Below are 25,466 nucleotides of genomic sequence, written 5' to 3'. Positions count from 1 at the left end.
AGGTCTTCGGTGCACTTCTTTGCAATTTTACGCGAACTGAACACGCCATGGCTGTAAGCATAAATGAGAATCGCAAGCAACCTTTTGGGAGGATAAGCTCTCTGCCCAATAAAGCTGTAGCCCTCTTCCGCACTGGATACGTCGAGTTGTTCCAGGATTTCGTCAAAAACGAAACAGGCGTGATCCTTCGGCAAAAGATCAAATACGGAACTTGGAAACAATTGTCGTTGGCGAAACTGAGTTGGGTCGTATTTGAAACGAGCCATGACAGATTCCCCCATGCGCGCATGCTAGATTAGGTGAATTCTTATCACAACGGCATGGATCTGTCAAATGAATATGGACTTTATAGATCACATGCAAATACAGTTGACATGAATTCTCGGACAAGCTCCTAGGTCAATCCCAGGGTGTTCGGAAGGAATTTTTCCCAGTCCGTCCGGTTGAGGAACTCACCGAAGCGGGAAAAGCGGTCCACCGGTTCCGCCATGTAGGCATCCACGCAGCGCTCCACCACTCGAACCACCTGGTCCTCGTCCAGAATCCCGGGCAGCTCCCGGCCAAGTTGCGGGTGGCGGCCCAGCTTGCCGCCCAAAAGGAGGCGGTAGCCCGTGACCTGGGCCTGGAGGGCCCCCGAAGGGCATGCAGCGAGGCATTGGCCGCAATAGACGCAGCGTTCCCTGTGCCAATTCACGATGAAGCTTCCCGGCTCCAGCGAGAAAGCGCCTTCCTGGCATACCTCCACACAAGCACCGCAGCCCGTGCATTCCCCCTCTGCCAAAGTGGGCTTCTGGGCACCAATGATACCGATATCCACGATCTGGGGCCGGGAACAGGCGTTGGGACAATCCGCAAGGATCACCCTGAATTCATGGTGAAACTTGAGGGGTCCCTCCACACGGCTTTTGAGGAAAGCGAGGAAATCCTTGGCGTCCAAAAGTCTTTTCAGCCTGTCCATGAGCGAGGTACTGTCCAGAACCCGGTTGGGACAACCGCTCTGGCCGAAACAGGCCTCCAGGCGGTAGCCCTTCACTTCTCGCTCCATGGACTGGAGATACTTTTGTTGAGCGGCCCGCACGTGGGCCAGGGACACCGCCCGGGCGCCCTGCCGCCGCGCTTCCTCTTCCACCCGCTTTCGGATTCTCTTCCGAACAAAGAAGGGAGCACGCGAAACCGCATCCGACGCTTCCCGACTCCATTCCATGGCTCCTCCTCCCTTTTCGTTTCCAGCCGTTTGGGCCAGTCCGGTTGCCTGTCTGTGCCTCTGATGTTAAGAGCTCAAGGGTGCCTGGGCATTGACCTGAGTCAAAAAATTCCCCATGGGGGCCGACTTCGGCACCAAGATGCCCGGCTGGACGGATCGGATCAAGGAGACAAAACCGGATGAAACCACCTGGAGAAGGCTCTGCCCGCATTGCGGAATTCCTGGAGACGATTTACCATCGTTTCAATGATCGCCGATATGTCCCGCCGGATCCGCTCATGTTCGTGCACCGGTACCACCGGCCGGAGGACCGAGAGGTGGTGGCGCTGATTGCTTCGTCCCTGGCTGTGGGCCGGGTGGAGGCTATCGCCGGCTGTGTGGAGCGGGTGTTGGGGTGGCTGGGCCCGAACCCGGCGCAGTGTCTTCTCAATGCGGGCGAATTCCACATTCGGCGCTGGACCGCTGGATTTCGATACCGGTTCTTCGACGCGCGGCAGATGGGAGGGCTTTTGGCGGGACTCCAACGCGTGCTGCGGCGTTATGGGTCGTTGGAGGCCTGCATGGAGTGGGCGTGCCGGGAAAAGGGCGAAGACATGGCGCAAGCCCTGGATCTTTTTGCGGCCACTCTTGGAAGACAGGGCGAGCAGCATGGAGCCGGAAGGCTACTCCCCTTGCCCCGCAGGGGGAGCGCCTGCAAGCGCCTTCACCTCTTTCTGAGGTGGATGGTTCGATGGGACAATGTGGATCCCGGTGGCTGGAACTGTCTCAGGCCGGATCAGTTGCAGATCCCGCTGGACACCCACATGTTCCGGATCGGGCGATGCCTGGGATTCACGTGCCGCAAACAGGCGGACGGCCGGGCGGCCAGGGAGATCACCCAGGGGTTTGCCCGACTGGTGCCGACGGATCCCGTGCGCTACGATTTCGCTCTAACGCGTTTGGGGATGCGCCATGGGGTCGGGCTGGAAACCCAATTGAAGGATTGGAGTTCAGGTGGATCACAGGGAGGTGATGCATGAAGATGGGACGATGCATGGCATTGATGCTACTGGCTCTAGTTTTGGCCTGCCTGCCGGCCTGGGGAGAGGCCCAAGCTCTGACGACCCACGATATCTTTCGGGCCAGCACGCTCAATCAAGTGCTGCAAAGAAACAAGCTGATCGTGGGGATGGAAGTGGAATACTTTCCTTTTGAGTACGCCGACGAAAAGGGCCAGCCCATCGGCTTCGATGTGGACATGGCCCGCTTGATCGCCAAGGAACTGGGCGTGGAGCTAGAGATCAAGGACATTGAATGGACGGGACTCATTCCCTCGCTTCAGAGCGGGAAGGTGGATCTGGTCATTTCGGGCATGACACGCACCCTGGCCCGGGCCCGAGCCGTGAGTTTCACCGATCCTTATTTCGTCACCGGCCTGTGCGCCCTGCTCAGTGTCAAAAGGGCTTCCGATGTGAACCGGGTGGATCAACTGAACGCCCCGGGACGTGTCCTGGCCGTAAAGACTGGCACCACGGGGGACCTGGTGGCGTCCAAGCGCTTTCCCAAGGCCACTATCAACCGTTTCAAGGATGAGACGGCCTGTGTGCGGGAAGTGGTCACAGGCCGTGCTGATGCCTTCTTTTACGATCAGATCTCCATAGCCAAGCACCACAAACAAAATCCAAACAGCACCATCGCTCTTCTAAAACCGTTCACCTATGAGCCCTTTGCCATCGCCATCCGCAAAGGGGACGCCGATTTTCTCCAATGGCTCAACCTTTTTCTGGAAACCATCAAGGCCGATGGCCGCTACGACGAGATCTTTCAAAAGCACTTGGGGGACATCCTTAAGAAATGACGCGACCGTCTTTAGTCAGGATTCTGATCGGGGCCGGTGTCCTGGGGGCATTGGCCCTTTTTCTGGCCACGCTGGACTATCCCTGGAATTGGTGGGTGCCCTGGAGGTACCGCAGCCTGTTTCTGTGGGGCTTTGTGAACACCATGCTGGTGTCCGTGGGTGCCATCTGCATGGGTTTTATCATCGGGGTAGTGGGCGGCCTGGCTCGAGTATCCAACAACGTGGTGACCCGAACCCTGGCGGGCTACTACGTGGAACTTTTTCGCGGGACGCCGCTGCTGGTGCAGATCTACATCTTCTACTTCTGCCTGGCGGCTGTGATCCGCTACGACAACCCCATGGTGATCGGAATGGTGACCTTGGCCTTCTTCTCGGGGGCGTACATCACCGAGATGGTCCGGGCGGGCATCGAATCCGTGGACCCCGGGCAGGTGGAAGCGGCCAAGTCCACGGGATTGAATGAGCGCCAGACCATGCGTTACGTCATCTTCCCCCAGGCCTTCCGCCGGATCATTCCGCCGGTCACGGGCCAGTTTGTTTCTCTGATCAAGGATTCGTCGCTGCTTTCGGTGATTTCCGTTCGGGAGCTGACCAAGGCGTCCGAAGTGGTCAACGCGACCACCTACAAAACCTTTGAAGCCTACCTGCCCCTGGCTGTCCTCTACCTGGTGCTCACCTATCCTCTATCTTACATAACGCAGCGGTTGGAGCAGAAGCTGAACAACGGGCACCAATAGACTTACAAGCCGTGGTTCCACGGGACCGGATGGGAAGGGACCGCGTTTTTTTGTGAAGGGATTCTTGTTTACTCCTCCAGAAATCCTTAACCTGGGATCCAGTGGAGGATTGGATCGAAAACGGTGACATGCTGGCTCCCATGCGAAGGAGGAATCGGACATGGCGGAAAAGATCAAACTTTATGCGCTCACCACGTGCATCCATTGCCGGAACACCAAGGAATACCTGAAGGACTGCGGTGTGGACTACGACTGTGTGGATGTGGATGCCTTGCAGGGCGAAGAACGGGAAAAGGTTCTGGAAGAGGTCAGGCAAGTCAATCCCAACTGCACCTTTCCCACCCTCGTCATCGACGACAAGGTGATCGTGGGATTTCGAAAGGACGAAATTGAGGAGGCACTGAAGAGATGACGGCACAGGAACTCTATGAAAAGCTGAAGCCCATCCAGGAGGCCAAGGGGTATCAATTCAACAAGGACTTGGAGGGGACCACACTGCCCCTGTTGGAAGGCCTGCTGGTCAACAAAAACCGATACGGCTACATGGTGTGTCCGTGCCGACTCGCCACCGGGGACCGGGACAAGGATCGGGACATCATCTGCCCCTGTGAATACCGCGAGCCGGATGTGGCCGAATACGGAAGTTGCTATTGCGGGCTGTACGTCTCGGCGGACTGGAACGCGGAGACGGTTCCCCATGTGTATGTTCCGGAACGCCGGCCGGCGGAAAAGTTCGCGTGAGATCCTCCAAGAAGATGGCTCCTAACCGAGCACACAGGCCATGACCCCGCTGGAAATCGCCGGTCTCAAGGTGGATCCCCCCTGGGTGCTCGCCCCAATGGCGGGCCACACCCACGTGGCCTTTCGAGAGCTGGTGGCCCACTTTGGGGGATGCGGCCTCTTCTTTACCGAAATGCTCAATTCCCGGGCGCTCTGCGCCCACGATCCGCGCCGGGATCCCTACTGCCTCGTGGGGGTCCGGGATCGCCCTTTGGCGGCCCAGGTGGCCGGAAACGACCCGGAAAAGATCCGCCGAGCTTATCAGAGGCTCCAGGCAATGGGCTCCTTTGACCTTTTCGATTTCAACCTGGGCTGCCCCCGGGGAGCGGTGCAGCGCTACGGGTGGGGGGCGCGCCTGCTGAACCGGATGGATCTGTGCCGGGAGATCCTCACGGCGTCCCGAAGTGTCCTGAAAAGGCCTTTTGGGGTGAAGATGAGAACGCCCGACCGGTCCGACCCGGGAGTGTGGGACCGCTGGCTGGAAATGCTTCATCACGCCCGCGTGGACGCGTTGGTCGTGCACCCCCGCTTGCCCCAGGATCTTTTCAAACGCCCGGCGCGTTGGGAGGAGATCGCCTGCGTGGTCCGTCGCACGAGCCTGCCGGTGGTGGGAAACGGCGATATTTTCTCCCCCCAGGATGCCCTGCGGATGATGGAGCGCACAGGCTGCCGGGCGGTCATGGTGGGCCGCGCCGCTCTCATGAGACCTTGGATCTTTCGGGATATCCATGCCTACGCGCAGGGAGGCGTCCTGCCTCCCGCTCCCGAGCCCGTGGAGGTGATCCGGCTCTACTGGGATCTATTGCAGCAATGGCTGCCGGAGACGCTCCACGACAACCGCCTGCGGCTCTTCTTTTTTTGGCTGTGCCAGAATTTCCCTTACGGCACCCATTATTTCGGCCAGATCCGACGGCAAAAGACCCCCAAAGAGATGGTACGGCGAGCTTGCGTGCTTCTGGCCTCAGAAAAATTTCCCCACTATCCCCTGCGCCCCCTAAATTCATACTAAATGTGTAGACTTCTTTTGCCGATTGAACTACTGGGACGTGCACCTGCTGCCATCAGCGCGTGGAACGTCCCATGCGAAGAGGACCGAGCCCGTGCCCCGACGGACCCTTGGGGCCACGGGAAAGAGACCTCTTTTTTCCGGCGTGCGACCCGCAGGAGCCTGTCCACGGGAAGCTTGAATCCAAGGCGACGCCTTGGGGCTTCCCAGGGACTATGGGGGATGCAGAGAGACCGGCCCGGCCATGTGGATGCCCGGCAGCGGCCAGCGCAGGGGGAAGCGCTGGGTGCCACGGGGCTGTAACGGACTCTTGGATCATCTGCTGGTAGATTGTGGAGAAAAGGCGTGACGGCCGATAAGACCGGGGTGCCCACCACCCCGCAGACCGAGGAAAAGCTATCTGTTCCGCGGGGACCCAACTACTGGTTTCGCCACATTGGGCGTGAGGAATTTCCCGTCTTCCGCCAGTCGGTCCTGTCCGTGGCCCGTGTTCTGTCCCAGGTGAAGAGTTCCTCCACGGAGATGGCCAAGGCCGTTGCCATGGACCCTCTCTTGACGGTTCGTGTCCTGCGGACGGCCAACAGCGCCTTCTACTCCGCCGGTATCCAGAAGATCAGCACGGTCCAGCGGGCGGTGGTCGTGGTGGGTTATGACGCCTTGCGCCACCTGTGCGCGGCGTTGCGGTTCGTGGAGGAGTGCTTCAGCGGTATACGGCTCAAGAGCATTCAGAGCCATGTGCGATTGTCCTACCATCAGGCCCTGTTGGCGCAATGGTTTGCCGAAACCATTCGGGATGGCGCTCCGGAAGAGGTCTATTGCGCGGGGTTGCTGGCCGACATCGGCCTCATCCACCTGCTGGGGGTGCTCCCCGTCTCGTCCATTGTGGCCCTCCACAAGAACTTGGAGCGGCACGGGTTGGCGAGCCAGGAAGAAGTGGAGCAAAAGGTACTGGGGTTTGCCGCCCGCACGGTGACGGCCAAGATGGCCGCGGACTGGAAGCTGGGCGATCTGTTGGAGAAGGTGGCCCGGAAGCGCGACACAGGCAATCTGCGAGTGAAGTGCGTTTGTCTGGCTCGCGACCTGACGCGGGCCCTGGCTGAGGATGCGGAAGGGAAAGGCGTTCTGGCCGTTCGTGAGAGAGTCGGCGATGAGCTCAAGATATCCCAGATGAACATGCGGCGCATGATGGACGCAGCCGCCCAGTGGACCCACCGGTGGGGGCAGGCCTATGGACTGGACGGCGAAGATCTGGTCATGTTCGGGGAGGAAGGGGTGCGAACGGTGGACGCCGAGCATGCCCAGGCCATGACGAGCCCGGGGGCGTCCCCTGAGGAGTCCCCACGGCCCGCTGCCGTCGCGCGCAAACCCGATGCAACCCGGCAACTGGAAATCATGGATGCGATCCACGCCCTCCTCATGGATGCAAGCCGGAGAAATTCCCGCGCCCTTTGGGATCTTGTGGCCCAGGGCCTGCGCCAAGGAGCGGGCCTGGACCGTGTGGCGTTGATGCGCGTGGTTTCGGGGGGGCGGTTTTTGGAGGTGAAAGAGCTGTACGGGGATTTTGATCCAGGCCTGAAAGGGCTCATGGTTCCCCTTGCCACGTATCGCAACCTGTTCGCATATTGTCTGGAACGTCCCGACCCAATCTGGGTCCACGACGGGAGCCCGGAAGAAATCAAGAGCTTGGTGGGGCCTGAGGTCATGCAGTTTTTCGGAAGCCGGGATTTTGTCTTGGGCCGGATCATGGGCCGGGAAGGCCCCGTGGGCCTCATCGGGGCGGACTGTCATGAAACGGGCCGGTCCCTGGACGAGGAAAGCATGCAGGGGTTCCTTCGGTTGTGGCGGTGCGCTTCGGTGGCCATGGAACAACTGGGTATTTGAACTGGGGGCTCGGGGAGAAACGGCCTGCGGCGGCCGGCCCAACCGGCATGAAAGGGCTTCGGGATACCAGGGAAAGGCGCGATTCGCAGGAAAAGCTAAAAACGGAGCTCCGAGGCCAGGAAGCAAGAATCCCCGCCGCCTTCCATCCGATTCGCCGGGGTTTCATCTCTCAACCACGTCGTCGCCAAAGGCCGCCTTCTGTCCCGAAGGCCTCCATGGCGATGCGCGCTCTGCCTCTGTGTCCGATCCTTTCAACAATCCATTTGATTCATGAAACCACAAGAATCCCGCATCCATGGCAACACGCCAGGCGGCCTCGGGAGCTGGGGGCCCCTTGTGCATTGGCCCATGGCCGAACACAATCCAAGGCGTTCCTGGCGAAAGGCCGGATTCCGAACCCGCCCCTACAAAGCTCAAGAAACATCACATGGCACAGTTGAATTGCACTTGTCAGAAAGGCCCAAAAGGCCAAGAGGCCATTGGCAGGCTGGCTCCTAGATCTCTTTCTTTGATGCAGGCGCCCGGTGAATGTTTCATACGGAAGGGGGCGGTGAATGGCCTGGGAGCGCAAGATGGTCTTTTGATGCTTCCCAAGGGGGACCTGCCTCAAATCCCACGTGCAAGACCCGGATCCGGATGTTGACAGGATCCCTTTGGGGTGCCATGATTGGAACAATCTCACGAACTTAAAATGCGCTCCCACTCCACTTCTCATGCGCTGTGCTGATCCTGATCCTTGTCGCACCCGGAGGAACCAGAAGCTTCAGCAGCGGAAGATCTGATCGCTTATGAAAGTTGTGCTAGAGCGTCGGTCCTGATGGCTAACTGCTTAAGATGTCAATGGTAGCTCATTTGGTATGGACGCCGCTTGTCATCCATCTATGGACATGACGCCGTGATGATCGAAGATCGGCATCTTATTGAATTCAAGGTTCTCGTCTTGGGAGCGCCCCGGAAGGGGCTTGAGTCCGGTTCCAAACAAGAAACGCCTTTAGCCTGCGCAGGGGTTGAGCCATGAACTCCTGGGAACGCCTCTTCGACAACCTGTCGGAAGGAATCTTTCTGGCCGATGATCGGCTCCGCTTTGTCTATATGAATGGCGCAGCGCGAAGATTATTGCGTCGGTCCCCGATGGAACCCCTGCATCGGAGCGTGGCGACGGGGCTTCGCGAAGCGGGGTTTGTCTTGAACGAAGAAGAGCTCTTTCGGCTTGTTGAAAAACCCAGCCGAAAGGCACTGAATTTCCAGCGAGAGACTCAACAGGGATCCACAGTGGGGCAAGCCCTGCTCAGTGTGCTTCCCGGCTCGAGTCCTCCCGTGGTGTTGGGTGTGATCCGGGAGGCGGGGCGCAACGGAGCTAGGAAAGGCGCCCAAGAGACCCACGGTCTCTGCGAGGCTCTGACCGAAGCCGCCCCCGATGGGATCTTTGTGGTGGAACCCCAGACGCGGATCATCATTTATGCCAACGAGGCCTTCCATCGCAATCGCCGTCTGCGCCCTCCCTTGGGCATTGGCCAGGCGTGCTATCGGCTGCTGGCCGGCCGGGACCGTCCTTGTGGGGATAAGGACCGACCGTGTCCCATCCCCGACTTGATGGCGGGACAAAGGGAGGGCTATTGCGCCTTGAAGACAAACGGAGCGCCGGGAGACCGGCCAGTGCGACTTTCCCGCCTGGTCATGGAGGGAGGACGGTTGTTGGTGGCGGGGATGGAGCCCCATCTTGCTTCATCGGAGATCTGCCAAGGGGGCGTGGCCGAGACGGGGACCGCTCGCTCTCCTTCCTACCAGGACTTTCACCGGATGGTGGCAAACGCTCGCAAGACCCGCTCTCTTCAGGACCTGGTCGTGCGCATCTCCCAGGACCTGGAACGCCTTTGCGGCGGCTCCCATCTGAAACTTCTTCTCTTGGATCCATCCGGTCGCCTGGTGACTCCCTTCAGGAGGTCAGGCGGCGAGGACGCGGCACAGCTGGATAGGGTGGTCAAGGCCCTGATTTCCTGGAAAGATCTGCCTCGCTTGGGCCGTGAGTTGGAAAGAACTCGAAAAGCAGGAAAGACCCTGGCCCTCTCGGACCGTGTGGCAGAGGATGTGCAATGCCTGGTGGCGCCCTTTCAGGTGGCCGCCATGGGCTGTGTGGGCTCGGCCGGCAATCCCGGTTGCTATTACATCCTTTTGAAAGAAGAGAAGGCGGCTCTTTTCGAAGATTTTGCCTACATGGCCGACGCTTTCTTCCAACAGCTTTCGGATCACTTGAGGGCGTTGGTCCTGGAAGAGACGGTCCCGGGCAGCAAAAGCATCCAAGACATGGATGTGTCCCATCCCGATGGGATCATCGGCCGCAGCAAGTGCATGGCGAAGATCTATGAGCTCATCGATTTGGTGGCGGCCTCGGATGCCACGGTGCTCATCACCGGAGAGAACGGAACAGGCAAGGAGCTGGTGGCTCAAGCCATCCACAATCGAAGCCACCGCAAGAAAGGTCCTTTCGTCGTGGCCCATTGCAATGCCTATTCGCCCACATTGCTGGAAAGCGAGCTCTTCGGCCACGAAAAAGGGGCCTTTACAGGGGCCATCCGGCGTAAGATGGGACGCATCGAACGGGCCCAGGGCGGCACCCTCTTCCTGGACGAGATCGGAGACATCGCCCCGGCCACTCAAGTGCTTCTGTTGAGATTCCTTCAGGACCACCGATTCGAACGGGTCGGAGGGGAAACGACCCTGCAGGCCGATGTGAGGGTACTGGCGGCCACCAACCGTAATCTCCTGGAAGACGTGGAGGCGGGGCGGTTCCGAGACGATCTCTATTACCGCCTGAACGTCATCTCCATCCATCTGCCTCCATTGCGGGAGCGCAAGGAGGACATCCCCTTGCTCAGCCACTACTTCCTGAAAAGATACAACGCCAAGGAGGGCAAGAAAATGAGCGGGTTTTCTTCCGCCGCCCTCCAGGCCCTCATGGACTACGACTGGCCGGGGAATGTGCGCCAGTTGGAAAACGCGGTGAGCCATGCGGTCATTCTGGCCCAGGACGCCGTGGTTCGCCGTCAGCACCTGCCCCGGTTCTTGCAAGACATCAACGATGCCACTCCCGCCATCTCCCTGGCCGAAAACGAAAAGCGGCTTCTGCTCAAGGTGCTGCGTCAAACCCGCTGGAACAAGCACCAGGCGGCCCGCCAACTCCAGGTGAGCCGCAGCACCCTCTATAGCAAGATCCAGCGCTACGGGCTTCGGCCCGACCCGGCCGTCTAGAATCCGGACAGGACCGTCGCATTCGATACAGAGGAAGAACATGTAGCATAATCCATATGTTAGGGATATATTTGAGCCGATGGGGTCGCATTGCGGTCGGTGGGGGCCCCGTCCTGCGGTCGGGAAAGGCCTGGGCCGCCGGGGCGTTTTGGCGCATAAGGGGCCTAGACGGCTGGCAAAATTTTGCTGTGAAATGAAACACAAAGATCCGCGCTCCCTTTGGCGCGAATCTTGACAATGCTAGGGAGCAAGCTGTGACCCTGGAAGAGGAACCTGCGGTGCCAGTTCCCACGATCCCTGCGGTGTGCCTGCGTGGTGGACCCTTCGGGTGCGCTTTCCAACTCCATTTGGATCTTTTCTGATCTCGTATGCTCTTTCCATCCCATGTGCGTTCTTTCCACATTGATAGGGATTAACGGCGAACGCCGGACCCCAGCATAAAATCCCCGGCCCATGGGGCCGTGCGGGAAGGGGCCGTGCGGGAATCCGCTGAGGGGGCAGCGCCCCGCCCCCAGCGACCGTTTCCCTGGGGGCGGAGGCCCACGGGGGCTGCACCCGTTCGGAAAGGGACCGGTGTCCGGTGGATGCATGCGATCCCCCAGGGCACACCAGATCAATACGGAAAGGAGGTGGGAGAGGGCCCGATGAGCCAAAGACAGCCCGCGCGGCGCTAACACCCCCTCCAGCGGCGCGGGCGGCGCGAGAAGTGGTTTGGGGTATGGACGGTAATGGGACCACGGGAGGTCAAAACATGGCGCAGAAAATCCGGGAAGTGGAAATCAACAGCCGGGAGGACACCCTTCCATTGATGGGGCCCGATGTGCGGCCTTATCCGGTGACTCCGCCTCCTTCTCAGGAAGAGGTGGCGGCGGTCTATGCCAGGAGGAAGGCGGAAGAGTTCGGCAAGTGGTGTGAGGACAACCTTCGCATCGACTATGCCGCGGCCAAACCCGAGGCCCTGCAAGGGGTTCGGGTTTTGTCATGTGGTCAGTGGCGCATGGGCCACAAGTTTGGCGCCGGGCTTTTGGGCGAGCTGGGGGCGGAAGTGATCAATGTGGAGCCGCCCGAGGGCGACCCGCTCCGTAAGCTCACCCCGTTCGGGCGCGAAGAATACATGCTGGAAGACAAGAACGGTGATAAGTGCGGCCTGGACTTCATCCATGAACTCCGCAACGCCTATTCGGTCACCCTGAACCTGGAGACCGAAAAGGGGCGGGAGCTCTACACCAAGCTGGCCGAACACGCCGACATCCTCATCGAAGAGTATCCGCCGGGATACATGGATGAACTGGGCATCGGGTACCGGCAGCTTTCCCAAATCAATCCCCGGCTCGTCTACTGCTGGATCGGAGAACACGGCCAGTGGGGCCCCATGAAGGACAAGGTGTCCAAGTTCGGACAATGGATGCTCGATCCCTTCGGCCAGGCGGCCTGTTCCTTCATTCACAACACGGGCTTTCCCGAGGACTTGCTGCCTCGCGGAAAAGGCGGCGACCCCACCCAGTCCGGCGTGTGGTTCGCCGACTACGTGGCCGGGGAGCAAACGGCCGTGGGCGCCCTGGCGGCCCTCTACTGGCGCGATGAGTTCAGCGGCGAAGGCCAGTTCATTGAAACCACGGCCGCCGAATCCCTGATGGATATCCTGGACTTCGATATCACCTGGTACGGGTTCAACAAGAGCATCAAGGCCCGCACGGGCGGTTGGGATCCCAACCTGAACCAGTACGCCTGGAACCCCTGTAAAGACGGCTACATGATGATCGGTGGCCAGACGGACCGCCTCTGGTACCGCATCGGCATGTGCATCGAGCGCGAGCTGCCCATCTTCGGGCGTCTCATCCATGAAGACCCGCTCCTCAAAGAGATGGCCGCCCGCAACGCGCTCCAGGCACTCACCAAGACCTACACCATGACCACCATGTGGCTGAGGAACATCAACCGCGTGGAGGCCGAAGAAAAGCTCATGCAGTATGAGATCGCGGCCGGGCCGCTGCTCTACATCGACGAAGTGGCCGAGTTCCCACACTTCAAGTACCGGCCGTGGGTGAACGTGCTGGAAGATGAGGAATACGGCACCCTCATGTATTCCGAGTCCACCACCGCCTACCAGATGCGCACCCCGGGTCGTGTCAAATGGCTGGGTCGCCCCTTGGGCAAAGATAACGCCGAGATCTTCATGAAATACATCGGCTTGGGGCAGAGCGAACTGAGGGAACTCAAGGAACAAGGAGTGGTCTAAGATGAAAGATCAGCGTGTGACGCGAATCGAGGATCTGCCAGGGCCCAAGAGTCAGGGGGAACTGGAAGAGATGAAGATGCCCTATGAAGAGTGGTGCCGCAAGGTCTTTGCTCCGGGTCAGGAAAAGACCAAGCCGGAATCCCTCAAGGGCATCCGGTGGCTCAGCACCACCATGTATATCTTCACGCCCCACTCCGTGGCCAACCTGGCGGAACTGGGGGCCGAGTGCATCAAGATCGAGATGCCCCGCATGGGCGATCCCATGCGCCATACCTCGCCGTTCAACGAATGCTACCTCTATCCTCTCCATGACAGCCGCCCCATGACGGGAACGGGTCTGGGCTTCACCAATGCCAACAGCAACGAATACTACATCACCATGGACTACCACGTGGATGAGATGAAGGAGGCCTTCTACCGGCTGGTGAAGCTCTCCGACGGTCTCACCGAATGCTACCGACCCGGCACCTTCGATCGGTGGAAACAGAGCTACCGGTATCTGCAGGAGCTCAATCCTCGGTTCATCTATGTGTGGGGAGGCGGCTTCGGCTACGGCCCCAAGGTCTTCGGCGGTTCCTACGACATCCTGGGCCAGGCCCACGCAGGCCTTGCCAGCGTCACGGGATTCCATGAAGACTTCGGCGGCCATTGCACCAAGCATTCCAACTGGTGCATCGACTGGTATTCGGGCACCCAGATCACGGTGGCCATGTTGGCGGCCCTTTATTGGCGTCGCAAGACGGGTCTTGGCACCATGATCGAGTTTTCCCAGGTGCAGGCGGCCACCCGGTGTCTGGGCTACGCGGCGCCCCTGTATGGCCGGTTCGGCATCGTGCGGCAGCGCTGGGGCAACTGGGATACCCAGCTGTGCGTCCACGGGATCATCCTGTGCGGCAAGAGCGACTATCCCGACGAGGCCAACCCGCAGCTGAAATATGAAGCCCGCTATGTGGTGGTGAGTGCCTTCAACGATCCGGACTTCAAGGAACTGTGCGCCATCGTGGGGCGAAACGATCTGTGGGATCAGTACAAGACCCTCCAGGATCGCGTGAAACCCGAAGCCCAGATGGTCATCTACAAGGCCTTGGAGGACTGGGCCGCCGACAAGACCCGCTCGGAAGTGGTCAAGACCCTGACCGACGCGGGACTCCTGGCCATGCCTGTCATGAACGACAAGGAGGTGTACGAAAGCGAGCACTTCCGTCAAAGGGGCACCATCCGGTGGCTGGACGATCCGGTCTTCGGCGACGTGCTTATCCATAGCGGCTACAGCTGTGGTCTCATGAGCAAGACCCCGCGCCGGGTCAACTGGATCTGGCGCCCGGTGGGGGCCGACAACGTGAAGATCTATCACGAAATGCTCGGCTACCCCATGAGCCAGGTCGAGCAGTGGTACGAAAAGAACCTCATCTAGAGGGAGGAACGGCCTATGTGTGACATCATTTGGTGCAAAGACTGCGATACGGTGAACTACCTCGACCCCTACTACTTCTGGAATTGGGAGGGGAAGATCAAGTGCGCCGGATGTGAAAACGTGTATTACATCTACATGATCCAGGGGCACATGTACAAAGGACCGGAGAAAAAGCCCGGGGAAAAGGAGGACATCCTGCCCGTCTATGCCGACAAGCCCAACGAGGGCTACGAGGAGATTCTGCCCGGCACCGAGGGGAAGACCCGGCCCTACAACTGCCTGCCTCGCCATATTTACCTGGGTGAGGCCGACATGGTGAAGTTCAGTGCTCGGGGTCGCCCGGTCCGCGGTTGGCGCCCGCAGCCCCCGTCCACGGGAGTGGCGGGATCCTGCGGTTTCACGTGGGATATCCAGAAACTGTCGCCCGAGGTGTGGGAAGAGTACCAGGAAAAGGTCAAAAAGGGCGAAGTGGGTGACTGGTAAAAGAAAGGAGTGGTGCGACCATGGCAGAGCTGACTCCAAGACAATTTCTGGACACCGTCCTGGTGCCGGAAAAGCAATCTGACCATATTTGCTGGCAGTGTGCGCATTTGAAACCCGTGCTCAAGGGTTCCAAGTTTCCGCCGGCGGACATCATCGGCTGGTGCAAAAAGATCCACTGGCCCCACTATTGGTGCGTGGCGGATTTCAACGTGGTCAAGAAGTGCTACGCCTTTGAGGCCAAAGAGTAGGGGAACCATGGCGAACGTTACCTTGGAACAGGCACGGATCATGGCGACGCAGGAGCTGGAGCACCTCAAGTCCATGGTGCTCACCTGGAAGGCCAGCTATGAGGGCATGGCCGGCGATGAAGGAGACAACGACTTCCTGGTTCTGGAGTTCGTCCAGGAGATCGAGGAATACATGGTCCCCTTCGTTCAACGCATGCACGTGACCGATCAGCTGACGGACCAGCAGGTGAGCGACTTTTTAGACTTTTGCTATGGACAGGCCAGGGACCTGCGGGCGTCCTTCAACAAGGAGGGTTAGCATGCCCGAAAAATGCCGAGTGAGTGTGTGTGGATTCGACCCCATGCTGGTCAGGGGGTACGTGAAGACGGGGTACCGCGCCCTGTGGTGGTACCTGCCCGATGACGTCTACAACGACTTCAAGGTGAAGCCGGGCGACAAGGTGATCGGAAGGCTTCTGGCCGTTTACAACCCCAAGGGGGAGAAGACGGCGGAACCCAACGAGGATTTCCGCTGGGAAACCTCCAAGGAGACGGGATACGCCGTGTTGCTGCCCCCCGAAGTGATCACCAAGTACGAGCTCACCGAGTTCCATTTCATTGAGTTGGTCATCAGCAAGGTCAATGAACAGGATGTCTATCCCGGTGAAGAGAAGAAGACCAAGTGGTGGCCCGCGGAGAAGATGAAACTCAGTTACTCTGTTCCTTACGCGGCCCCGTAAGCGTATGAAGGCGGGCCCTCCATCGCCGGCCCGGGGCCGGCGGCGGAGGGCCGCTTCCGTTGCACCCCCCACCTCCATGAATCGAGTGTCCGTCCTGAGCCTTGGATGGCAGTCCACTGAACCCACGATCCAAGAGGAGCGAAAGGATCCCATGATGCAGCCCCTGCCGCGCTCTGCTGGAGACGACGCCATGAAGTGCACGCCCTACGACCAGGAAAAGGCCACCCAACCGTGGACGCGATTGTCGGAACTTTTTGAAGATCAGACGGACCTGTTGCGACAAACGCTCTTCCTGCAGGGCTATGATTTTTCTTCCAATATCTACGTGGTGGAAGACGACGGCCTGACGGTCATTGACCCGGGAAACGACTACACGGCCTTTTTGCAATTTTTCGACCTGGGGTTCGATCCGGAGAAGGTCAAACAGGTCTGGATCACCCACGGCCACTTCGACCATGCCATGGGGGTTCTGGAGCTGGCCAAGTACAAGGCGATCCGTGAAAAGGGCACCATGGAAGCGATCTTACACGAGGCGGGCCCCGAAGAACTCAAGAAAAACTTGGAGGAACTGGGCCTGCCGGTTCGCCTGATTCAAGGAGGGGAGACCCTGTCCACGGGGCGCTTTCAACTGGAGGCGATCCATACCCCGGGTCATACGGCGGACGGAATCTGCTTGTACCACCGGGACTCCGGCGTTCTGTTCAGCGGCGACGCCGTTTTGCCCCACGGCCTGTCGGCACCGGACAAACACGCAGGAGGCCGCCTGGATCATCTGCTCTTTTCTCTGCGCCGGCTCCTGGATCTTCCGGTCTCGCACCTGCTTCCGGGCCACGGCTGGCCGGTCAAGGATTTGGGCAAACGGGTGATCGAGGCCAGCTACGAAGAGATGATCAAGCACATGATCGGGGCCGAGGGGGAGGTTTCCTGTGAGGTGGCGGCCAGGCACCTCATCGCCAAGGGGCTGCTGGTGGAGGCCCTTTATTGCGCGGACAAGACCCTGCGTTTCCAGCCCCAAGACGCCCAGGCCCTGCGCATCAAGGTCATGTGCCTCAATGACATGGGGCGCTTCGACGAATCCCTGGCCGCCGTCTCGGAACTGGAAGCCTTGGCCGCCTCCTGCCAGGAGGCCGACCCGGTCTTCCTGAGAACCGCCCGGGGCTACGCTCTCATGGGCCTGGAGCGCTACGACGAAGCGCTGGATGCGTTCGATGCATTGCTACGGGAAAACCCGGCTCTCCAGGACGTGCAGATGTACAAGGCAATGGCGCTCTATCTTTCCGGGCGCCAGGAAGAGGCTTTGGATATCGAGGTTTTTCAAAAAGAGTTCGTGGGTCGATTCAAGGAGGAGATTCTGAAAAAGGCGCAGGCTCAAAAGGAGTCGACCCAGAGTCCATCCCGTTAAATTCCGCCGGCGCCCTTTTGGAGGGTACCGGGACGAAAGATATTTGAGTCCGATGGCCTTAAATAGGGAGCCACCCACGATTTTTGTGTGGATATCCCAACCGGAGGCGCGTGACCATGTGGTGGAGATCCTGACCCGGTGCGGGTACGGAACCCGGAACGTGGATACGGAAGGGGATCTCTTTCAGGGACTCTCGGAGTCCAAACGGGGCATCGTGTTTCTGGACAGCGGGATCATTCACCATTACGGGCCCACGCTGTACGGCCGGATTCAGCGGGCGTGCTCGGGCTGTCGCATGATTGTGCTGTGCCGGCGCGACAGCCGCCCGCTCATCCGGGAAGCCATGGAGGCGGGCGTCTACGGGTGTGTGGTGGAGCCCTATGCGCCATGGGAAATCGAAACCATGGTGCGCCACATCCTGGCGGATTTTCCGCAAGACTCCAGCCCCACCGTTTCTTCGAAGCTATCCGACAAAAACGCCGAACGTCCCTCCTGAAATGTTGCCCCCTCTTGGCCAAGTCGGTCTGCCGTGATCGGAGCGCTCCGCCCGTCGGCTCGAGGGAGATACTTGCAGGTTTGGGATGGGCACAGAGCGGGGGGAGGGCGCGGGGAACCATGGGCCCCGGCAGGATCTTACAAGATGCCTTGTTTTCGTTGGATGGGGTTGCCCCCCTGATCCACGATGCCGGATGGGGGGAGTGGCGGAGCCCACGGCCAATGAAGCTTTGGTCAACGGGTGGGGCGGTTTTGCAACCGCCCCCTTATCCGTTGCTTACCAGTTGAAGACCTGGTCCAGTTCCTGGTCCGACACGTCGAAGGTCACGTTGTGCGGCGGGACGGGTTCGTTTTTGAAGTAATCCGGCAGGCGATCGTGCTTGGAGGTGAAGCCGGCCTTTTGATTGAACTCCCGCTCCATGGACAGCACCTTCTTACCCAGTTCGGTCACGTCGTCCGCGGTCATGTTCAGACCGTAGAAGGCGTTGATCATGTCGATCAGGGCCTGGAAGGTTTCGGGCTGATCCATGATGGCGAAAGCGATAAAGAGGCACATGCCCGTGGAATCGATGGCCGCCGTAGCGATTTGAAGGTTTCGGGACAGTTCCACCTGGCCTTGGGGAGACAGGGGATCCACGTCGCCGCCCACCTTCAAGATATTCGTGGCCACGGCATAACCTGCCGTGTGGTCGGCGCCCATGGTGCTGGTGGCGTAGGTGACCCCGATGCCCTTGACGGCCCGGGGGTCGTAGGCGGGCATGGCCTGTCCCTTAACCACCGGCACGCGCTCCACACCGAAGACCTTGCCGGTAACCGCCGCGCCGCTTCCCAGGATGCGTCCCAGCGGCGTGCCTTTGGCCACCTCTTTGACCAGGTCGATGGCGGCCTGGGCGTCGCCGAACTTGGCCAGCCCGGCGTCCATGGCCACGGCGATGGTGGCGCCCATTTCGATGGTATCCAGGCCGATGTCGTCATCGAGAAAATCCAGCTGGGCGATGGCGTCCAGATCGTCAATGCCGCAGTTACCTCCGTGGGCCCAGACGGTTTCATATTCGGGCTGCTTGGTCACATAGTGGCCGTCTTTGTCCACGTAGATCCCCGAGCAACGGATGACACAGCCGCGGTGGCAGCCGTGGGTGGGGTTGCCGCCCCGGGTCTTTTCCGTCTCCGCCTGGGTCTCCCCGCTGATCTTGGCGGCGCCGCCAAACCGGCCTTCTTTGAAGTTGTAGGTGGGGTAAGCGCCGGCCTCGTTGATCACGTTGGTGAGCACGTTGGTCCCGTAGGCGGGAAGGCCTTCTCCCGTCACCGGGTGTTTGCGAAGTCCTTCCACGAAACGCTTGTTGGCGTCCTTGAAGGCTTCCGGATCCTTGGGAGAGCGCATGGACATGCCCGCGTCGTCCAAGACGATGAGCTTCACCCCTTTGGATCCCATAACGGCTCCCACGCCGCCTCGACCCGCGTGGCGCGTGGGCCGGAGCTCCGGATCGGTGCAGGCGATGGAAGCGGCGGCCAGCTTCATCTCGCCCGCCTGACCGATGGAGATGCAGGCGATCTTCTCACCGAATGCTTCCTTGGCCTTTTCCACCGTCTTGTAGTTGCCCAATCCCTTGAGGTCGTCGGCGGGAAGGACCTTCACGCCGTCCTTGTTGATGAAGACCTTGTAAAGGGCGCCGTCCTGGGGTTTGCCTTCCAGCACGATGGCCGCATATCCCAGGCGCCCCAGCACCTGTGCCGCCTGACCGCCCGCGTTGGCCTCCTTGATTCCGCCCGTAAGCGGGCTCTTGCATCCCACGGAAATGCGCCCGCTCATGGCCCCCGCACTGCCGCTCAAAAGGCCCGGAGCGATCACCAGTTTGTTCTGGGCACCCAGGGGATGGCAGGTGGGCGGAACTTCCTTGGACACGATGGCCGAGGTGAGGGCACGCCCCCCCAGTCCCGCATAGTCGCCCACGGGTTCCACTGTGACCTTGGGACCTCCTTCGGCTCCCATGTCAATACGCAAAATCTTGTCCATGGCTTCCTCCTTCTAGGTGAGGGACGGGATGAAATTGTTGGTGATGCGCGTCGTACGGTCCTTATCGGGCCCCCACAAAGCGGCCGATGTGCGGGCACGACTCCGTTTCCTGGGGGTGGGCCGTCCCGCACGGCCTGCGGGATCGTCCGAAGATCCTGGTCCTTTGTAACGATTTTTAGAAAGCGTGTAAATCTGCCAAAAAAGGCATAACGCTCGCGGTGGGTATTGCCCCATTGCCTCACAACACGCAATTAAATTGAAAGAAGATCCCCGATTCCCGAACGGGAGGAAATCGGGGACGGGCGGATCATAAAGCTACAGCTTCGTCGACGTACGTCTTTACAAGTCGGTTTCAAATATCAAGCTTACAGGGCAGTTTTGTAGATCTGAACCACGTCCTCCAAAGTCGGGCACCTGGGGTTGGTTAGGCCGCACGCATCCTTTTGGGCGTTTTCCGCCATGATGGGAATGTCTTGCTCTTTAACACCCAATTCGCTGAGCCCCCGGGGAATTCCCACATCCCGAGAGAGAGTCGTGATAGCTTCCAAAGCCTTTTCAGCCGCATCACGCACGGACAACCCAGTGATGTTTTCTCCCATGGAGACGGCAATGTCGGCAAAGCGGTACATCTTGGCAATCATGTTGAAACGTTGTACATGAGGTAACAAAATGGCGTTGCACACTCCGTGTGGCAGGTCGTAAAATCCTCCCAACTGATGCGCCATGGCGTGCACATGGCCCAAGCTCGCGTTATTGAAAGCCATCCCTGCCAAGTATTCCGCATAGGCCATCTTGTCGCGCGCTTCCATATCGGATCCGTTGGCCACGGCCGCCCTCAAATTTTGGGCAATGAGTTCGATGGCCTTTAGGGCGCAGGCGTCCGTTACGGGGGTGGCAATGGTGGACACGTAGGCTTCCACGGCATGAGTTAGCGCGTCCATGCCGGTGGCGGCCGTGAGCGCCGGGGGCATGCCCATCATAAGGAGGGGATCATTGATGGCCACATTTGGAGTTACTCGCCAGTCCACAATAGCCATTTTCACTTTGGTGTCGGTGTTCGTAATGATGCAAAATCGAGTCATTTCGCTGGCCGTCCCAGCCGTGGTATTCACCGCAATGAAAGGCGGCATGGCCTTAGTGGATTTGTCAATGCCTTCATAGTCGCGAATGTGGCCGCCGTTGGTGGCGACGATCCCGATACCTTTGGCGCAATCATGGGCGCTGCCACCGCCGAGTGAGATAATGAGGTCGCAGCCGTTGTCCTTATACACCTTGAGCCCATCGTGCACGTTCACATCCGTGGGATTGGGAACCGTTTCGTCAAAGACAACCACATCCAGGCCGGTGTCTTTTTTGATCAACTGGGAGATTTGGTCCGCAATGCCCGCGGACACAATCCCCTTGTCTGTGCACAAAAAAGGCTTCTTGCCTCCAAGGACCTTGATCTGATTTCCGATTTCCTTGTGAGACCCAATGCCCATCAAGGTGACCGTCGGAATGTAAAACCCATAGACTTGTTCTTGAACCGCCATGACTTGCCTCCTTCTGTGCTTTGGAAACACTTCCACCAGGCCTTCCCTGCGAAGGCACGCACCCGTCAAATAATCAAGATAGATGCCAACACATAAAATTTAGTGAAAACAATTAGTTGCGGTTCAGTTATGAAAATTTAGGATTGGAGCTTGTGTCAAGTTGGCTAGACGAGAAGGAAGTTGTAAGGGGCCTGAATCACGTTTTTGTCTCTGTTTCTCATATAAAAACAGTAAATTACCTTTTGGGGGATGCCCGGGATCCATTGTATGGGGCGGTTATGGAGGTGGCTCCTTTTGTCCGTAGAGGGGCACAAGTGTGTCATGTTGTCACATGGGTTGGCATCTGTGCCAAGTTGTTCTCAATACCATTGAGGCCGTAGGCTTTCATTTTGCGATACAAGGTTCGGCGGCTGATCCCCAGGGCTCGAGCGGCTTCGGTCTTATTCCCCGAAAAGTGCGCCAAAGTGTTTTGAATGTGGTGTCGTTCCACTTCTTGGAGGGTTTGGCATGAGAAAGCGGCGCTACGCGAGGGATGTGCCACTTGGACCAACTCCGAGGGAAGGGTGATGGGGAGGATAACCCGATCTTCGCTGAGGATCAGACAGCGTTCGAGGACGTTGCGAAGCTCCCGAACGTTCCCCGGCCAGTGATAACTCATGAGATAAGCAAGGGTCTCATCGGGCACTGTGTAGGAGGTTCCTGGCTGCCCCAGAACCCCCAGAAGATGCTCCACCAGCAGGGGGATCTCCTCACGTCGTTCCCTCAAAGGTGGGAGATGAATATCAAAAACGTTCAGGCGGTGATAGAGAGCCTCGTGAAAGCGGCCCGCATTCACTTCGGCATTCAAGTCTCGGTGAGTGGCAAAGAGGAATCGCACGTCCACATGACGTTCTCGTTGGTCTCCGACCCGTCGATACTTCTTGGTTTCCAGGACTCTCAAAAGAGCCCCTTGGAGCTCCATGGGCATGTCCCCGATTTCGTCAAGAAACAGGGTGCCTCCATCGGCAAGGTAGATCAGGCCGTCGCGTGTCTCCATGGCTCCGGTAAAGGCTCCTTTGATATAGCCAAACAGTTCGCTGCGCAGTAGATCCTTTTGCAGTTCCGCGCAGTTCATGACGACGAAAGGACGTTTCGCCCGCAGGCTTAGAGCGTGGATGTTTCGCGCCACAACCTCTTTGCCGGTCCCGGACTCTCCGGTGATGAGCACGGATGTGGGGTGAGGGCTGACCTTTTTGATCAGCTGGGTGATGTGAAGCATGGCCGGAGATCGGCCCACAAGGCGGGGAGCACCCATGTCCTTGTGCCCGTGCAGTAGTCGGCGGTTTTCTCTCTTAAGGCACACCCGTTCAAAGGCCTTTTCCAGCACCAGTTCAAGCCGCTCCAAATCGAAGGGTTTGGTGATGTAGTCGTAGGCGCCCAGTCGCATGGCCTTGAGAGCGCTTTCCACGGTGCCATAGCCCGTGATCAGGATGACCTCCACGTCAGGGAATGTTTGTCGAAAGAAGCTTAAAAGTTCGATGCCGTCGCCGTCGGGAAGTCGAATATCCACCACGACGACATCAAAGGTTTCCTTTGCGATGCGTCTTTTAGCCACGGCCGCACTGTCCGCCGTGACAATCCTTCGGTGTGGAGCGGTCAGTTCTTTTTCTACCAGTTTTCGAATGTACAATTCGTCATCTATAAGCAGAACACGCATTGGGCTCATGGTATTTTTCCGAACACAACTCGAAAAGTGGATCCTTTGTGAGGTTTGCTTTCCACCTCGATGGAAGCATTGTGTGCCTGAGCGATGGAATAGCACATGGAAAGTCCCATTCCTGTGCCCTGGCCAACGGGCTTGGTGGTGAAAAAGGGATCGAAAATCTTAGGAAGACTTTCCCGATGCATTCCACATCCGGTGTCTTGAACTTCAAGACATATCCTTTCATCATCCCGAACATAAGTGCGTACGAGCACGGTTATCCCCGATTCATGGGATGCATCCAAGGCATTAAGCAGAAGGTTGAGAAACAGCTGTTTGAGTTCGGAAGGTGCCCCAAGTATTGGCGGTAGACTCTCGTCAAGCTCTTGTTGGAGGCGAACCTTGGGGTCTTCTTTGATGCGGTACCGCACAAGCTTCAGCGTCTCCTGCACGCACTGATTGAGATTCACAGGTGACTGGCTGCCCGAATGGGGCCGGCTAAAGGCGAGCAAGCTTTGTACGATTTCTCGGCAACGGGTGGATTCCTCCAGGATGATCTGCATGTACTCCTCCAGCTTGACGCCGAAATCGTCTGGCACTCGGTTCCGAGCTTCGGGAAGATGCCTTAGGATCGCCTGAGCAAATCCCAGGATAGCGGTTAATGGGTTGTTTATTTCATGGGCTACGCCAGCAGCCAGCAGCCCCACAGCGGACATTTTTTCAGCGTGGCTCAGCTTCGCCTGGTACTGCCGCTCCACCGTGACGTCTCTTTTCAGCAGGAGAACGTGACACGGATGCCCGTGGGGGTCTCTCAATGGGGAAGCCGTGATTTCGAAGTGGCGCGGGACACCGGCGATGGTCAGGACGTGTTCCTGACGACACAGCCGGTTGGATTTAAGGGCAATACGGGCTGGACACCGTCCACAAGGGCTCGTGCTGTCTCGAAACACCTGATGGCAGATGCGCCCCACTGGGGAAACCTTCTCAAATACGTCGTAAAATACGTGATTGACCGAGGTGATTCGTCCCTCAGGACTTATCACCGCCATAACGTCCGTAATGCCGTCCAGGATGGCTTGGATCTGTTGGCGTCGTCGTTCTAATTCTCGGGTAGAAGCCCTGAGTTGGGTAATCTTTTCCTGGGCTTCGCGGAAAAACCCTAGCTTGGAATACTCGATGCCGATCAGGTCTTCTATGGACGGAGATGTTTTCATCACCACGCCTCTTCACAAATGGCCAAAAGGTCATCCCATTTGGCGGGTCTGGGATTGGTCAGCAAACAGGCATCTTGGGCCGCCATGCGGCACAGTTGTGGCAAATGGGAAGGCTCAGGAACCAAATCTCGAAGGCATTGTTTCATTCCCAGGGAAGCAAATAGATGCTCCAGGGCTTCAATACCCGCCTGGGCCGTTTGCCGCTCGCTTCGTAGATTTTTCCCGATCAAAATTTTCCCGATCTGAGCCATCTTGGGCAAGGCGGCGTCCATGTTGAATCTCATGACAGCCGGCAACAACACCGAATGCACTTCCCCGTGAAGTATATCGAACATACCACCAAGGGAATGGGCCAAAGCGTGGTCCGCTCCCAAGCTGGCATTGCTAAAGGCCATCCCAGCGGCGGTACTGGCAATGCTCAGGGATTCCAGAATTTCCAAAGTAGGCTCTTGAGCAGCCCGAGGCAAATGGATGCTGATCATTTCAATGGCTTTGAGAGACTGGAGTTCTGTGAAGGGGGAGGCGATAATGGACACATAGGATTCGATGGCATGGGCCAAAGCATCGACGGCGGCAGCTAAGACAAGGTAGCGGGGTTTAGTGGTGAGCACATTGGGGTCAATGATGGAGATGTTGGGAACGAGCGTTCGACTGACAATGGTCATCTTGAGACGCCGACGTGTATCCGTAATAATGGCGAACTGAGAAATATCCGACCCGCTCCCCGCGGTGGAAGGAAGAAAAACCATGGGAGGCAAAGGACGGTGAATTCGGTTGGCGCCTTCATAGTCCTGAATGCTCCCCCCATTGCTGGCCACGACGGCAATGCCTTTGGCCGCATCCATAGGGCTTCCGCCACCAAGGGCAATAATGACGTCTGCTTTATGTTCAGCGTAGAACAGGGCGCCATGGGCAACCTGCGTGTCCCGGGGATTGCTGACGACGTCCTCGAAGTAACACCATTCCAATCCCTCTCCAGCGAGCACCTCCAATAGGTGCGATACCCATCCGCATTCGTGAAGTCCGGGATCACTGACCACCATAGGCTTTTCCGCCCCCAGGCGTTTGGCACACAGTCCCGCATATTTTAGGGCACCGCGTCCAAAGATGATTTCCGGGATCGAAAACTTCGTGATTTCCATGAACAACTCCTGAAAACCTCGGCGGTGCGGACTTGCCCTTTTTCTTGGGTCATAGTAAGTTTAAAAGCTACTCATCTTGCTTCCTTCGCCACGTGACCAGACTTAAAGAGTAAAGACCTTCCCAGCGCAACAGCGCTCCCATCTTGCCAAGCTCGCTCCAGGTTATCCGCTTCTTCCAGGATGCGCAAC

23 protein-coding genes are annotated in these 25,466 nt (G+C 58.5%); 16 read left to right on the top strand and 7 right to left on the bottom strand.

The window, feature by feature from the left end:
- The coding region (locus B9A12_RS14225; RefSeq protein ID WP_170920627.1) for a transposase at window positions 1-266 on the bottom strand (266 nt) is incomplete at its 3' end.
- A gap of 128 nt (window positions 267-394) precedes the next feature.
- Window positions 395-1,204 carry a 4Fe-4S binding protein gene (locus B9A12_RS14220; protein WP_084058770.1) on the bottom strand — a complete coding sequence of 270 codons (810 nt, stop codon included), beginning with the start codon at window positions 1,202-1,204 and terminating at the stop codon, window positions 395-397.
- A 179-nt stretch (window positions 1,205-1,383) separates the two neighbouring features.
- Between B9A12_RS14220 and B9A12_RS14215 the strand changes: the two genes are divergently transcribed.
- From B9A12_RS14215 to B9A12_RS14135, 16 genes are all read left to right on the top strand, one after another.
- Complete coding sequence (locus B9A12_RS14215) at window positions 1,384-2,223, top strand: TIGR02757 family protein (RefSeq protein WP_084058769.1); 840 nt, start codon at window positions 1,384-1,386, stop codon at window positions 2,221-2,223.
- The gene (locus B9A12_RS14210; RefSeq protein WP_084058768.1) at window positions 2,220-3,041 is read left to right on the top strand and encodes a transporter substrate-binding domain-containing protein; all 822 of its coding nucleotides are present in this window, start codon (window positions 2,220-2,222) and stop codon (window positions 3,039-3,041) included. The genes B9A12_RS14215 and B9A12_RS14210 overlap by 4 nt, the downstream gene beginning before the upstream one ends.
- Complete coding sequence (locus B9A12_RS14205) at window positions 3,038-3,778, top strand: amino acid ABC transporter permease (RefSeq protein ID WP_084058767.1); 741 nt, start codon at window positions 3,038-3,040, stop codon at window positions 3,776-3,778. The genes B9A12_RS14210 and B9A12_RS14205 overlap by 4 nt, the downstream gene beginning before the upstream one ends.
- A gap of 160 nt (window positions 3,779-3,938) precedes the next feature.
- Complete coding sequence (locus tag B9A12_RS14200) at window positions 3,939-4,190, top strand: glutaredoxin family protein (protein ID WP_084058766.1); 252 nt, start codon at window positions 3,939-3,941, stop codon at window positions 4,188-4,190.
- Window positions 4,187-4,519, top strand: coding sequence for a ferredoxin-thioredoxin reductase catalytic domain-containing protein (locus tag B9A12_RS14195; protein ID WP_084058765.1), 333 nt, complete (start codon window positions 4,187-4,189; stop codon window positions 4,517-4,519). The genes B9A12_RS14200 and B9A12_RS14195 overlap by 4 nt, the downstream gene beginning before the upstream one ends.
- A 40-nt stretch (window positions 4,520-4,559) precedes the next feature.
- Window positions 4,560-5,567, top strand: a complete 1,008-nt coding sequence (locus B9A12_RS14190) for a tRNA dihydrouridine synthase (RefSeq protein WP_084058764.1) — start codon at window positions 4,560-4,562, stop codon at window positions 5,565-5,567.
- 342 nt (window positions 5,568-5,909) lie between these two features.
- On the top strand, window positions 5,910-7,445 hold the full coding sequence (locus tag B9A12_RS14185; protein ID WP_170920626.1) for an HDOD domain-containing protein: 1,536 nt from the start codon (window positions 5,910-5,912) through the stop codon (window positions 7,443-7,445).
- Between the two features lie 1,014 nt (window positions 7,446-8,459).
- Entirely contained in the window at window positions 8,460-10,694 is a 2,235-nt protein-coding gene (locus B9A12_RS14180) for a sigma 54-interacting transcriptional regulator (protein WP_084058762.1), read from the top strand.
- Between the two features lie 751 nt (window positions 10,695-11,445).
- Window positions 11,446-12,933 (top strand): CaiB/BaiF CoA transferase family protein, encoded by a 1,488-nt coding sequence (locus B9A12_RS14170; protein WP_170920625.1) that lies wholly within the window; start codon window positions 11,446-11,448, stop codon window positions 12,931-12,933.
- 1 nt (window position 12,934) lies between these two features.
- On the top strand, window positions 12,935-14,347 hold the full coding sequence (locus B9A12_RS14165) for a CaiB/BaiF CoA transferase family protein (protein ID WP_084058759.1): 1,413 nt from the start codon (window positions 12,935-12,937) through the stop codon (window positions 14,345-14,347).
- Between the two features lie 15 nt (window positions 14,348-14,362).
- Window positions 14,363-14,830: a hypothetical protein gene (locus B9A12_RS14160; RefSeq protein WP_084058758.1), complete on the top strand. Its 468-nt coding sequence runs from the start codon at window positions 14,363-14,365 to the stop codon at window positions 14,828-14,830.
- 20 nt (window positions 14,831-14,850) lie between these two features.
- Window positions 14,851-15,078, top strand: a complete 228-nt coding sequence (locus B9A12_RS14155; RefSeq protein ID WP_084058757.1) for a hypothetical protein — start codon at window positions 14,851-14,853, stop codon at window positions 15,076-15,078.
- A 7-nt stretch (window positions 15,079-15,085) separates the two neighbouring features.
- Window positions 15,086-15,376 carry a hypothetical protein gene (locus B9A12_RS14150; RefSeq protein WP_084058756.1) on the top strand — a complete coding sequence of 97 codons (291 nt, stop codon included), beginning with the start codon at window positions 15,086-15,088 and terminating at the stop codon, window positions 15,374-15,376.
- A 1-nt stretch (window position 15,377) separates the two neighbouring features.
- Window positions 15,378-15,797: a hypothetical protein gene (locus tag B9A12_RS14145; RefSeq protein WP_084058755.1), complete on the top strand. Its 420-nt coding sequence runs from the start codon at window positions 15,378-15,380 to the stop codon at window positions 15,795-15,797.
- 151 nt (window positions 15,798-15,948) lie between these two features.
- Window positions 15,949-17,199 (top strand): MBL fold metallo-hydrolase, encoded by a 1,251-nt coding sequence (locus B9A12_RS14140; protein WP_170920624.1) that lies wholly within the window; start codon window positions 15,949-15,951, stop codon window positions 17,197-17,199.
- A gap of 85 nt (window positions 17,200-17,284) precedes the next feature.
- Complete coding sequence (locus B9A12_RS14135; RefSeq protein ID WP_170920623.1) at window positions 17,285-17,695, top strand: response regulator; 411 nt, start codon at window positions 17,285-17,287, stop codon at window positions 17,693-17,695.
- A gap of 276 nt (window positions 17,696-17,971) precedes the next feature.
- On the opposite strand, the gene B9A12_RS14130 is transcribed toward B9A12_RS14135, so the two are convergent.
- The 5 genes from B9A12_RS14130 to B9A12_RS14110 form a co-directional block, all read right to left on the bottom strand.
- Window positions 17,972-19,708 (bottom strand): aldehyde ferredoxin oxidoreductase family protein, encoded by a 1,737-nt coding sequence (locus B9A12_RS14130; protein WP_084058752.1) that lies wholly within the window; start codon window positions 19,706-19,708, stop codon window positions 17,972-17,974.
- 365 nt (window positions 19,709-20,073) lie between these two features.
- The gene (locus B9A12_RS14125) at window positions 20,074-21,240 is read right to left on the bottom strand and encodes an iron-containing alcohol dehydrogenase (RefSeq protein ID WP_084058751.1); all 1,167 of its coding nucleotides are present in this window, start codon (window positions 21,238-21,240) and stop codon (window positions 20,074-20,076) included.
- 319 nt (window positions 21,241-21,559) lie between these two features.
- Window positions 21,560-22,945, bottom strand: coding sequence for a sigma-54-dependent transcriptional regulator (locus tag B9A12_RS14120; protein ID WP_084058750.1), 1,386 nt, complete (start codon window positions 22,943-22,945; stop codon window positions 21,560-21,562).
- Window positions 22,942-24,135: a two-component system sensor histidine kinase NtrB gene (locus tag B9A12_RS14115; protein WP_084058749.1), complete on the bottom strand. Its 1,194-nt coding sequence runs from the start codon at window positions 24,133-24,135 to the stop codon at window positions 22,942-22,944. Before B9A12_RS14115 ends, B9A12_RS14120 begins: the two co-directional genes overlap by 4 nt.
- Complete coding sequence (locus B9A12_RS14110) at window positions 24,135-25,277, bottom strand: iron-containing alcohol dehydrogenase (RefSeq protein WP_084058748.1); 1,143 nt, start codon at window positions 25,275-25,277, stop codon at window positions 24,135-24,137. Before B9A12_RS14110 ends, B9A12_RS14115 begins: the two co-directional genes overlap by 1 nt.
- Window positions 25,278-25,466: the final 189 nt, after the last annotated feature.

Origin of the sequence: Desulfacinum hydrothermale DSM 13146 (assembly GCF_900176285.1) — a bacterium.
Lineage (GTDB): Bacteria > Desulfobacterota > Syntrophobacteria > Syntrophobacterales > DSM-9756 > Desulfacinum > Desulfacinum hydrothermale.
The sequence above is the reverse complement of the archived record's forward strand: the minus strand, read 5'-3'. Positions and strand labels throughout refer to the sequence as shown.